The organism is Bacillus sp. ISL-57, assembly GCF_018613135.1.
Classification (GTDB): Bacteria; Bacillota; Bacilli; order Bacillales; family DSM-1321; genus Peribacillus; species Peribacillus frigoritolerans.
This window is the reverse complement of the sequence record NZ_JAGGQV010000035.1, coordinates 1-11,737: the sequence shown is the minus strand read 5'-3', so window position 1 is coordinate 11,737 and position 11,737 is coordinate 1. Positions and strand designations below refer to the sequence as shown.

The following is an 11,737-nucleotide window of genomic DNA, read 5'->3' as shown; positions in this document are numbered from 1 at the left end:
TTACGACATCAGAAGCGGGGGCCCATAGCCACGACTTCACGACATCAGAAGCGGGAGCCCATAGCCATGATTTCACGACGTCAGAAGCGGGAGCCCATAGCCATGACTTCAGGACAAACTTGGCAGGTAGGGGAAAGTCAATTAACATAATGAATCCGTACTATAAACTGGCCTTTATTATGAAAAAATAGACCAGCTAAGGTCTAGTGGCTTTTTTTCTTTTGAGCCGGCATTTTCGCCTGGAAGACAGGTTAGGAAAAAGTGCCCTACCCAATGGTCAGAACATGCTCATAATTATATTGAAAAATGAGAAACCCCTTTAATAACATCTATATATGCCTTGTTGAATGAAATATAGGGGTTTAACGAGGATTCAGAATGAGTGTTCACTTAACAAGTGAAAATCTTTAAAGTTGAAGACCTCCCAGTTTACCGTGGGAGGCCTTTTCTTATTTGGTGATTTCAACAAAAAATACATATTGTTCCGGGGGATGGAGGAGAGCATCAACTCCTAGAATCATTCCAAGTAAAAGGTGTTGTTAAAATTGGGATAAAATGGATGAATTTTGCTTCGGTTATGTTGCATGAGTTTGATATGAAATGTATTAGGAGTAATTAAAAACAGTTGGAGTTAACCTCAGAAAAAAACTCACCCCTGAAACTTGATGTCTGGAGGTGAATTTAAAGGATTTGGAAAATGAATTCGAAGCTTTTTGGGAGTTGGATATTTACATCTAAAACTTAGTCTACTGTGAAATTATTTTTTATAGGTTCAATTATTAAGGGACTGAAAGTTTCCTTTCTATTTTTGTATTGTTCGATTATCTTTTCTTTATTTAGTTCAATTTCCCGGATCCCTTCCATAATATCGAGAGCTAGTGTATCGGAATCGGTTGAAACGACTAAATTCTCCAGCCCAAGGGATTGAAACAAATCAAATACTTTAAATCTGTAACCGAGGGCGATACAGGGGACATTTCCTGCTAAGGAAAGGATATTGGCGTGAAGTTTAAAGTTAATGCTCAAACTGCAGACAGAGAGTTTTTCAATAAGCTCTTCCTCTGAGTATAATGATGGATCATAAGTCACATTCAACGGGTCATTCAATTTATCGTAAAGTCGTTTGGAGGCCTCCCGGTCACTGCCCCAGACAACGTACAATAAAATTTTATAACCCGACTTTATTAATTTTTTGGATACTTGAAGAAGCGCATTTTCAATAGCAGCTTCATCCTGGCCGTACAATCGGTTGAATGTTGTACCCCAGTTTATTGCTGCTATTTTTTCCTTTTTCCTAATCACTGCGGGCGGGTTAAGCAAGATCCCGGGATCTCCAATCAGTTTAATTTTGTCACTGTTGATTCCAAATGTCTCTAGAACCTTCTTGGTAATGGGTCCCCTTACACCAACAAATGCTGCTTTTTCAAGGGTCTCACGAAACAAGATTATATCTTTTTCTGTAAAAGTCTTTTCTAATGATAGTGATTGTCCTGAGTTTATAATGTCCAGCTGTTCTTTAGTTATCCAGTCAAGGCCGCTTCCCCATATAAAAACGTCTTTTCCAAGGTCTATTGCCTGTTTTAGTGCTGCCATATAACCGGGGAGTAATAGGGAACCGCCACCTAAGATAACTGTGTCATATTCTTCCGTATGATTGATATCCACGCCAGGCAGGGAAGGAACAATTTCAATCTTGGTAGAGTAATTATAGTGCTTATTTAACTCTTTAAACACGTTCCATAATAACTCGTCCCCCAAGTTGCCAAAACCAATCCAGCCAATATATAATACTTTCTTCAATACACTCATCCCTTAATTAGAGTTTTATAACACTCGAGCAGATTGGCTACACTGAATTTAATATTAAATTTTTTTAACATCCATTCACGCGAAGCCGACCCTGCCTTTAATAGACGGTCAGATTGAGCTAGTGAAGACCGAATGTCATTTGCCATTGTAAAGCGGCTGCAGGGTTTAAGAGAGCCATGGTCCCCAAAATAACAATGCCAAGCATCTTCGAAATTATGTTCTTCCACTAGACCGAAATATCCATGGCTTCCAGCCGCGATAACAGGTTTGCCGCAGGCCATAGCCTCCAGGGCGACTCTGCCCGTTCCAACCACACAGTCAGCCAATGAGTAATAATGCTGTAAATCAAGTCTTTCACCCACTAAATTGATGAAGTTATCTGTTGATGAGCGATGTATTGTATCCGTTATGTCTTTTATTTCTTTAAATCGAGGGCCGTGACCAACAACTACAACATATAAATTGGGAATGTCCGAAAGCTTTAAGTCTTTACAGGCTCTCAGAAAAATCATGCAGATGTTTGCCTTTGTCCATGCTATTCGGCTGCTGTATAAAAGAACAAATGAATCCTTTGGGATCCCAAGCTGGACTTTTAGATCAGAGGAGTCTGATGGGGAATATCGAGTGGTATCTATTCCGTTAGGGATGACAATCGTCGGTTGATCTGTAAGCTTCTGTATGAATTGTTGGATTGGTGGGCTTACACAGATGATTTTATTTGTCAGGGGCAGTACTTGCAATAGTTCGGATTTTGGATAATAAGTTCCATGCACTGTAAATATTGAAGGAATACCAAGCTCTTTTGCTGCTTGGAAGGTTAAGAAAGCTGAAGGAGTTTGATGGCTATGAATAAGTGTTATTTTTTCAGTCATGATAATCTGTTTGATTTCTTTACATAACTTCTCCTGTAAATCCGCTGGAATTGGAAGAGAGTAGGGGAATGGGACTTGGTAAATGGGACATTGTAATCGATTGAAGGATTGTAATAATGAACCACCCCTGCTTATGATGACGATCCCTATGCCTTTATTTATCATTTCCTCAGCCAGACTTAAAACATGTGTCTCAGTACCGCCTACATCAATTCCATCAAGTGTCATAAGAACACGCATGGTAGATTCACTCATATCTCTTTACTGCCTTCCCCAAAAAATTCGCGGGAACGCTGCATAGGATGGAGACGATAATAATAGAGTGCTTCTTTTAAATTTTCGATACGATAATTGGAGTTCAGACATTTTGCGATAAATTCATAGTCTTCAGCACCCTTTATCCTTCTGGTAGGGCCACCTAACTCATCAAAAATCACACCGCGGAATAAAATCGTTCCATGACAAATACAATGCCCTCCATTCCAATAAACTTCCTTTATATCCTGACCGTACTTAAGCCAGTGTACATTATTCTGGTTTTCAAATTCACCATCTGTAAAGACTTTATAGTTTGTCCCAATCAACACATGGTCTGGATTCATTTTTAAGAAGTTCACTTGTTGTTCAAACCGGTTTGGATGAGATAGGTCATCACCATCCTGTACAGCAATATACTCACCAGAAGATAAATAATAACCAGTATTCAATGCCCCTGAAAAACCAACATTCCTGGGTAGGTCCACCACTACAACTGGGAATGAAGGATTGGTTTTTTTGATCCAGTTATCAATCATTTCAGCAGTGTGATCAGTAGAATAATCATTTACTATAATAAGTTCTATATTCTTATAAGTTTGGTTAAGTATACTATTTAAACAGTCATCAACATATGGGGCTACATTATGACAAGTCATGACCACACTTACTAACCCGGGAAATCTTTCGTATAACATTTTTCATCACCTCGGACATACTATATGTGAAATTGGTATCAAAGGTGAAACTTATCAAGCAAAATAATTAAATTGGTAATTCTACCTTTCTTCAAAATATTCTATTTAGTTGTGTCAATAACTTGTCTACTGCATATTCTTTAGAGTGCAAGAAAAGTTTAAGAATATGGAAAGGATGAAAAGCTTGCTATATACAGATTTAATCTTCGGGCATTTTCGGTCATTAAAAGAGGCCCTTAAAGGTTTGGTCAATAGAAATATTATCATCACAACACATTTCTCGGGAGTGACAGGACAATTGATTAAAGTAAAGGATGACTATGCCGTATTGCGGGAAACGGGCGATAGCTTAGTATACATCCCGATTAGAAGTATAGAACTGGTAACACTCGTCGAGGAGGAAGAAATATAATGTTTAATGAAGTGCTGAACAATCTAATCACTCATAATATACAAGTGGCAACAGACACAACTTTAGTGGAAGGACTATTGGTGAAGAGCCAATCTGGTTTGATTGAAATCGTTGAATCGATAACAGGGTATGAAAATCAAACAAGGCTTGTCATTATACCGATAGTTTCCATTAATTTTGTGAGAGTTGCAGCTTAGAATAAAAGTTATGCCTTCTATAAGTTTTTCTTACTTTCCCACATAATCCTCAATGTGTATATAAGATAAAACCTGGTCCGAACCTTGTACGGATGCCTGTGAAGTTCATTTTCTAGTAGTGGTAGTTTCATAAAAGATTCACCTTGCATTTTTCAGATGAAACCGAAGGGAAATTTGAATGTGAAAAGGAAGGTGATGAAGGACTGGGAATGTGTCACCTGAAATTTTCTCATTTTTTTGTATAGCGCCATTGTTCATTTGTTTGGCGATCCAGACGAAGTGGAGTGTGGACTGTTTACAGCTGTACTCTGTTTTCCATTACTGGAGACACCATTTAATACCTTGTAACTTCCTATTTAACTATTAATTGAATGGGCGGCATGATGTAATCATCGCTTGAATCCGTAATATAGGGGTTTGTAAGGTGGAGATTAGTGAAATGCTAACTTTCAGTTTTAAAGGAGATCTTTCGTAAGTTCACTGAACTTATGGGAGGTCTTTTCTTCGATATTTTTTGTTCAAACGTAATACTCTACGGACCTAAATTCTAATTTACATATCTAAAACAGCTGGAAAACAGGGAAAAGGAATATGGACGGTTCCAAGGAATTAATGATTTATACAATGACTATTTGTATGAAGTGATTGATGAGTATAATCCGGGTCATAACTTTGTTTTAATTAAACAGCTGGCGAAAGTCCAGGAACGCGATGGAATATAATAATAATCATTCAAGAATTTAAAGGAAAACGGGTTCCATATAACCATATATGTTTGGGCATTCTCAGCAAGAGCGTTTGGGACATTCACAATTAAATGCCCACCTTCCGAAGAAAAGGCAGCTTAAGGAAAGCCCAAAGGGTAATGTCCTCTATACATAATTATATCGAAATAATATTATTGGATTTATCCTCTTATAAGGTTAAGAGGATTGCACTGATGAATGTGTTATCAAAAAAACAGGTGAATTGATGGTTATTTCCTCAACGGAATGTAATTAATTTTGGTCAAGTTCCTAACTTTCACGAACAATACCAGTTTTAAAAGGGGTCGAACGTGTGAATATTCGGAGGAGCATCGTCATTCATGGCTGAAAAGGATATTGGGGGTCGACGTATCTACATATGGTTTCTTATAAACATATTTATATTTTTCGAGAGTTTCGACATTATATTGACAATAATATAGTTACTCATTACAATTGAAAATAATTCTCAATATGGTACAGGGGGCACCAATGGTTATGTCAAAACGAAAAAACAGCAAAAAAGCGATATTAATATCGGCAATCGTTTTAATTCTATCAACGCTTTTACTTGGATGTACAAATGAATCAAAAGAAAATTCAACTTCAAACAAAGACAGTAAAGACATGCTTACTTTGGCTTGGCCGAGGGATATAGGTGAAATGAATCCGCATGTCTATAATCCTTCTCAATTATTCGCTACATCAATGATATATGAACCTTTGGTCAGCTACCAAGATGGAGGTAAGCTGAAACCGCATTTAGCTGAATCTTGGGAAATTTCCAAGGATGGGAAAGAATATACGTTCAACCTCCGTCAAGATGTGAAATTTTCTGACGGTACAAGCTTTAATGCTGAAATTGTGAAAAAGAACTTTGATACTATATTGAAAAATGTTGATTTACATAGTTGGTTGGGCTTTATTACGAAAGTGGATCATACGGAAGTAATTGACCAATACACATTTAAACTAACATTAAAAGAGCCATATTATCCTACTATTCAAGAGTTAGCCGTTGTTCGTCCAGTCCGATTCTTAGGTGATGCTGGATTCCCTAAAGATGGTGACACTTCTAAAGGTGTTACAAAACCAGTCGGTACAGGGCCATGGGTTTTGGAAGAATATAAAGCAGATGAATATGCTATTTTCAAACGCAATGAAAATTATTGGGGTGAACTCCCTAAAGTTAAGAAAATCAAAGTCAAGGTCATTCCTGATGCGGAAACCCGTGTTCTTGCTTTTGAAAAAGGTGACCTGGACCTAATATATGGTGAAGGTGCCATCAGTCTGGATGCTTTCAAACAATTAGAAACATCAGGTAACTATCAGACTAGTATTTCTGATCCGGTTGCGACAAGACAACTAGTTATGAATACGAAGAAAGAACAACTTTCAGATTTACGTGTTCGTCAAGCGTTACAATATGGATTTAATAAAAAAGCAATGGTTGACGGAGTTACTTCTGGGTTGGAAGAGAAGGCAGATTTCATTTTACCGACAAACCTCCCGTATACTTCAGACATTGATGTAACAGCGATTGATTATAATGTCGAAAAAGCAAAAGCTTTATTAGATGAAGCAGGATGGAAGCTTCCAAAAGGAAAAAACGTTCGTGAGAAAGACGGAAAGCCGCTAGAAATCGAGTTAATGTACGACTCTGCAGAATCTATTCAAAAAGCAATGGCCGAAACATTACAATCTGAGTGGGCGGCACTAGGTGTTAAATTGAATATCGTTGGAGTTGAGCTTACGGTACAAATTGAAAGATTCAAAGCTAATGATTTTGAATTGAATTTCTTTAGTAACTATGGCGCTCCATATGATCCACATACTTTCGTAAATGTCGTTGGTTCAGAAGGATTTGGTTTTAACGAAGCCATTTCATCTTATCCGAACAGAGATGAGTTGTTAAAACAAATTGCAGATGTTCCTGGAACAACAGATGAAAAGGAACGTCAAGAACTTTACTCAACCATTTTGGAATCACTGCAAGAACAAGGAGCGATTGTGCCTATTTCTTATATTAAGAAAATAGCTGTTTACCAAAAAGATGTATCTAATTTTAAATTCCCTGCTAACCGGGATGAACATCCATTCACAGGAATTAGCATCGAGAAGTAAGTTACAGGAGGGTTTTCATGGGCACTTATATCTTGAAACGAATTATGGCCATTATTCCGATCTTTCTCTTGGCCACTCTTCTTACGTTTGGAATGATTCACCTTTCACCAGTGGACCCAGCTGAGGCATATTTATCTGCAGCACATATCCAATCTACAGATGAGATATTGGCTCAGAAAAGACATGAGTTTGGCTTAGATCAACCCCTCCATGTTCAATATGTAAATTCTATTATTAAGATATGCCAATTTGATTTTGGCATATCTTATCTTTCGAATAAACCTGTTTGGGAAGAGGTAACCTATCGAATGCCAGCGACCATTCAGTTAGCTTTAGGTAGCATCATATTAGCTATCCTGGTCAGTGTCCCTCTTGGATTTTTGGCAGGCATAAAGAAAAACAGTGGTATTGACCATTTTAGTCGCCTTCTCTCTTTTTTCGGGGCGTCCATCCCTTCTTTTTGGCTTGGTTATTTATTGATTTTTTTCTTTTCTGTTAAACTCGACTTATTTCCTGTCGAAGGAATCGGGACTTGGCAACATCTGGTTCTTCCTTCCGTTACTTTAGCTTTGCCATTAATAGCTTTGTATACTCGACTATTACGTGCTAGCGTTCTTGAAAATTTACAGGAACCTTATGTCCTTTTTGCTCGCACAAGAGGGATTCATGAAAAAGTCATTATGGGAAAACATGTATTGAGAATAGCCATATCCCCAATGATTACTGGACTGGGGATGAATTTAGGAAAGCTGCTGACTGGAACCATTATCGTCGAAGCGGTCTTTTCCTGGCCAGGATTCGGTCGTTATTTCATTGAGGCTATTTTTAATCGGGATGTTCCTGTAATTCAATGCTATGTGCTTTTAGCTGCGGGACTATTCATTTTTAGCAACTTGATCGTTGATCTAATCCAAATGTGTATCGACCCACGCATCTCCAGAAAAGGAGGGCATCGTCAATGATAACAAGTCTTCGTATTATGATGAGAAGTCAGAAAGTGATTGTCCTTTGTTCAATAATATTAAGCTTCCTATTTATCATCACCATCTTGGCTCCATGGATTGCACCTAATGATCCTATTGCTGTCAATTTAGCTAATAAACTACAGCCATCTTCCTTTGAGTATCCATTGGGAACAGATCATTTAGGAAGATGTACGTTATCACGCATCTTATATGGAGCTCGCATTTCGTTAGGATTTGCTACATTAATCTTTATCTCATCTTTAGGCATCGGTTTGATTGTCGGAACCATTGCTGGTTATAAAGGCGGATGGGTGGACCAGGTGCTAATGAGACTGTGTGATGGTGTTATGGCATTTCCGAATCTTTTGCTCATTCTTGGACTTGTTGGTATATTGGGACCTGGCCTTAAACAGGTCATCATAGCATTGATGCTTGTGCAATGGGTGTATTATGCGAGAATTTTCCGAGGAATGGTACTTAGTCTAAAAGAACAAAACTATATAGCGGCAGCTAAAATAAGCGGTTCTTCTCAATGGAAGATAATAAAGAAACATATTGTTCCAAATGTTCTTCCTCCGCTCGCTGTTATGGGTACATTAGAAATGGGTTGGGCCATCATGGATATATCGGCCATGTCGTTTCTAGGTTTGGGCGTCCAACCACCTACACCAGAATGGGGAGCAATGATCCATGAAGGGAAATCCTATATTCGGACGAATCCAGAATTAATGCTATATCCAGGTTTGATGATTATGCTTGTTGTCGTCACCTTCAATTTATTAGGCGAAGCGCTATCAGAACGTTTTGGAGTCAAACGTCGTTAATAAAAAGGAATGAGAAGATTGAGAACAGAACGGTCGAATGTATTAACAGTGAGCGATCTACAAGTAAAAGTACAAACAAAGGAAGGTGCTACCACCCTCGTTCAGGATATTAATTTTGAACTGGAAAAAGGGAAGGTATTGGGCCTTGTTGGGGAAAGTGGAAGTGGCAAAACCGTTACGAGTATGTCCATTCTACAGCTTCTTGATCGGAAAACAACGACAATTGAAGGGAGCATTACCCTTCAAGGACGAGAATTAAATGGTTTGGGCGATAAAGAAATACGTGGAATTCGCGGCAAGGATATTGCCTTTATTATGCAAAATCCGATGAATTCATTTACGCCTGTTTTTACAATTGGCAATCAATTTGTCGAAACGATTAGGTCTCATACCGCATTGAATAAAAAACAAGCAAAAGAGCTTGCCATCGAGGCGATGCAAAATGTAAACCTGCCAAATCCCGCGAAACTGTTAAAAAGCTATCCTTTTCAACTGAGTGGAGGTATGCTTCAACGCGTGATGATTGCGATGGCCGCATGTTTACAGCCTTCCGTTATTATTGCTGATGAGCCGACGACTGCACTCGACGTACATAACCAATTACAGGTACTGCGCCACTTGGATAAAATCCGTTCTGAATATGGAACATCCATTTTACTCATTTCTCATGATCTTGGCGTCATTTCTGAAATGGCAGATGATGTAGTCGTTATGCAACATGGCAGAATTGTAGAAACAGCAAATGTGTATGAACTATTTGATAATCCGCAGCATGAATACACAAAGAAACTGCTAAATGCCCGCCTTAGCATTAAACATGAAGAGCCTATCACCCATATGTTGTGATAAATGGACTGCATTTTTTTGAGGGGTGAACAAATGAGTTTATTACAAGTAAAAGCAGTAACTCATAGCTATAATTCTCATACGTTTTTAAAATGGAAAGAGCCTTCTAAAAAAGTACTCACTGACATTTCCCTCTCCATTGACGAAGGAACATGTTTAGGGCTGCTTGGCACGAGTGGAGCTGGAAAAAGTACTTTAGGAAAAGTGATCCTTGGTTTAGAACGTCCACAGCAAGGACAGGTTCTGTTTCAAGGGCATGATATCTATACTGCTGATAAGCTTACCCGACAAAAGATACGCCGAGATCTACAAGTCGTCTTTCAGGATTCCTATTCAGCTGTCAATCCACGAATGACCGCGGAAAGTATTATAGGCGAGCCATTGGAAAACTATGAAAAACTAACCGTAGCCGAACAAAAAAGAACGGTGATCGAGTTATTGGAAAGAGTGGGCCTAAGTGAAAAGGATTTAAAAAAATACCCCCACCAATTTAGCGGTGGACAATTGCAAAGAATTAATATTGCTAGAGCAATCTCTCTTAAGCCACTGCTAATCGTCTTGGATGAATCCGTAAGCAGTCTGGATATGGTTAATCAAACACTGATTTTAGAACTATTAAATGAGTTAAAAAAAGACTTCGGCTTATCTTATCTTTTTATTACACATGATATTAAGGCGGCTTATTCAATCTCTGATACTTTGGGTGTACTGGAAAAAGGGGAATTAATCGAGCATTTCAATTCTAAAGATCAGTTTTTTTCATCAGAACATCCTGTCGTTGAACAGATGAGAAGTTCCATACTCGCTGAGCATCCGCGTTTTCGTTCTCTTCCAATGAGGATTAACAAGTCCTAGTTTAGAATATATCTTTGCCGGTTTCCATTTGAAAATCGAGGCCCTTGTTTATCATATTGGAGGAGTTGCAATAGCATACTTTATACTGGTTATTCGTTTACTGCGATTTAGCGATGTAGATTTCGTTATGACTAACGTTGAATATCCAGCTGCCATCTGGCAGCTCCTTTTGTTTCTAAAAGGGAAGTTGATTGCACAAGCTATCAAGCATTTCGCTGTAATGGGGAATGCTTTTTATTTTTGCCTTATAAATGTATAAACAATAATAATGTAATTTAATTCAATAATATTTTATTGTAAAAAACGTGTTAAATTCAAAATGACAATAAATAAATGAGGTGCTTTTCATGAAACGAAGTTCAACACTCTTTTTAAAGGTAGCTGTTATTTTTATCGGCATTCCGGTTCTTGCTTTGTGTCTATTTTTGTTGCCTCAGATAGCGAATGAAGCAAATGAAGCATTAGAAAGAGGTTCAGATTTGGCTTATATGGTATATGGCCTATTAATGGTTATGTATGTGTCGGCAATCCCCTTTTACTTCGCTTTGTATCAATCGTTTAACCTATTAAGCTATATTGACAATAACCAAGCTTTCTCGGAATTATCTGTAAGAGCTCTAAAGAAAATCAAAAAATGTGCCATCATAATCAGTGGCTTGTATGTGGTGGCCCTACCATTCGTCTATATCATGGCGGAAGTAGATGACGCACCGGGTCTCGTACTAATCGGAGTGGTCATGGTTTTTGCCCCCATGGTGATTGCTGTCTTTGCGGCTGTCCTTCAAAGACTTTTACAAGAAGCCATCGATATAAAATCAGAGAATGACTTAATAGTCTGAGGTGAATAACATGGCAATAATAATCAATATTGATGTGATGCTGGCTAAAAGGAAAATGAGCGTAACAGAACTTTCGGAAAGGGTTGGAATAACGATGGCTAACCTTTCTATATTGAAAAATGGAAAAGCAAAAGCGATTCGACTATCCACGTTAGAAGCGATTTGTAAGGCTTTGGACTGTCAGCCGGGAGATCTTTTGGAATACAAAAGTGAAGAGGGAACTCAAGGAGAATAGATCATTTAGGTAGGCTGCCGCGGCAGCCTTTATCTTATGGAACTACCATGAAAATAGACT

Annotated in this window: 14 protein-coding genes; 11 read left to right on the top strand and 3 right to left on the bottom strand. The window is 38.2% G+C overall.

The features are described 5' to 3' along the window. A partial coding sequence (locus J7I90_RS25940; RefSeq protein ID WP_214774643.1) for a hypothetical protein occupies positions 1 to 191 on the top strand: 191 nt, incomplete at its 5' end. A gap of 550 nt (positions 192 to 741) precedes the next feature. Here the strand turns inward: J7I90_RS25940 and J7I90_RS25935 are convergent. Genes J7I90_RS25935 through J7I90_RS25925 form a run of 3 tightly spaced genes read right to left on the bottom strand, consistent with a single transcriptional unit; the run spans position 742 to position 3,634 of the window. Further along, the gene (locus J7I90_RS25935) at positions 742 to 1,800 is read right to left on the bottom strand and encodes a polysaccharide pyruvyl transferase family protein (RefSeq protein ID WP_214774641.1); all 1,059 of its coding nucleotides are present in this window, start codon (positions 1,798 to 1,800) and stop codon (positions 742 to 744) included. Positions 1,801 to 1,805: 5 nt separating this feature from the next. After that, positions 1,806 to 2,936, bottom strand: a complete 1,131-nt coding sequence (locus tag J7I90_RS25930) for a glycosyltransferase (protein ID WP_214774639.1) — start codon at positions 2,934 to 2,936, stop codon at positions 1,806 to 1,808. After that, positions 2,933 to 3,634, bottom strand: coding sequence for a glycosyltransferase family 2 protein (locus J7I90_RS25925; RefSeq protein WP_214774637.1), 702 nt, complete (start codon positions 3,632 to 3,634; stop codon positions 2,933 to 2,935). The genes J7I90_RS25930 and J7I90_RS25925 overlap by 4 nt, the downstream gene beginning before the upstream one ends. Before the next feature lie 145 nt (positions 3,635 to 3,779). On the opposite strand from J7I90_RS25925, the gene J7I90_RS25920 reads away from it, so the two are divergent. From J7I90_RS25920 to J7I90_RS25880, 10 genes are all read left to right on the top strand, one after another. Continuing rightward, complete coding sequence (locus J7I90_RS25920) at positions 3,780 to 4,046, top strand: DUF2642 domain-containing protein (RefSeq protein WP_214774635.1); 267 nt, start codon at positions 3,780 to 3,782, stop codon at positions 4,044 to 4,046. Further along, positions 4,046 to 4,243 (top strand): hypothetical protein, encoded by a 198-nt coding sequence (locus J7I90_RS25915; RefSeq protein WP_133352823.1) that lies wholly within the window; start codon positions 4,046 to 4,048, stop codon positions 4,241 to 4,243. Before J7I90_RS25920 ends, J7I90_RS25915 begins: the two co-directional genes overlap by 1 nt. Positions 4,244 to 5,487: 1,244 nt before the next feature. Further along, positions 5,488 to 7,113, top strand: coding sequence for a nickel ABC transporter substrate-binding protein (gene nikA, locus J7I90_RS25910; protein ID WP_214774633.1), 1,626 nt, complete (start codon positions 5,488 to 5,490; stop codon positions 7,111 to 7,113). 17 nt (positions 7,114 to 7,130) lie between these two features. Then, complete coding sequence (nikB, locus tag J7I90_RS25905) at positions 7,131 to 8,075, top strand: nickel ABC transporter permease subunit NikB (protein ID WP_214774631.1); 945 nt, start codon at positions 7,131 to 7,133, stop codon at positions 8,073 to 8,075. Then, a complete protein-coding gene (gene nikC / locus J7I90_RS25900) occupies positions 8,072 to 8,902 on the top strand; it encodes a nickel ABC transporter permease subunit NikC (protein ID WP_034306314.1) in 831 nt (276 codons plus the stop codon). Before nikB ends, nikC begins: the two co-directional genes overlap by 4 nt. Before the next feature lie 18 nt (positions 8,903 to 8,920). Further along, a complete protein-coding gene (gene nikD, locus J7I90_RS25895; protein ID WP_214774629.1) occupies positions 8,921 to 9,748 on the top strand; it encodes a nickel import ATP-binding protein NikD in 828 nt (275 codons plus the stop codon). A gap of 33 nt (positions 9,749 to 9,781) precedes the next feature. Then, on the top strand, positions 9,782 to 10,603 hold the full coding sequence (gene nikE, locus J7I90_RS25890; RefSeq protein WP_214774627.1) for a nickel import ATP-binding protein NikE: 822 nt from the start codon (positions 9,782 to 9,784) through the stop codon (positions 10,601 to 10,603). Between the two features lie 127 nt (positions 10,604 to 10,730). Continuing rightward, on the top strand, positions 10,731 to 10,862 hold the full coding sequence (locus J7I90_RS27905; protein WP_285289472.1) for a hypothetical protein: 132 nt from the start codon (positions 10,731 to 10,733) through the stop codon (positions 10,860 to 10,862). 88 nt (positions 10,863 to 10,950) lie between these two features. Continuing rightward, the gene (locus J7I90_RS25885; RefSeq protein WP_214774625.1) at positions 10,951 to 11,442 is read left to right on the top strand and encodes a DUF2975 domain-containing protein; all 492 of its coding nucleotides are present in this window, start codon (positions 10,951 to 10,953) and stop codon (positions 11,440 to 11,442) included. Positions 11,443 to 11,452: 10 nt separating this feature from the next. Next, complete coding sequence (locus J7I90_RS25880; protein ID WP_057276524.1) at positions 11,453 to 11,677, top strand: helix-turn-helix domain-containing protein; 225 nt, start codon at positions 11,453 to 11,455, stop codon at positions 11,675 to 11,677. Positions 11,678 to 11,737: the final 60 nt, after the last annotated feature.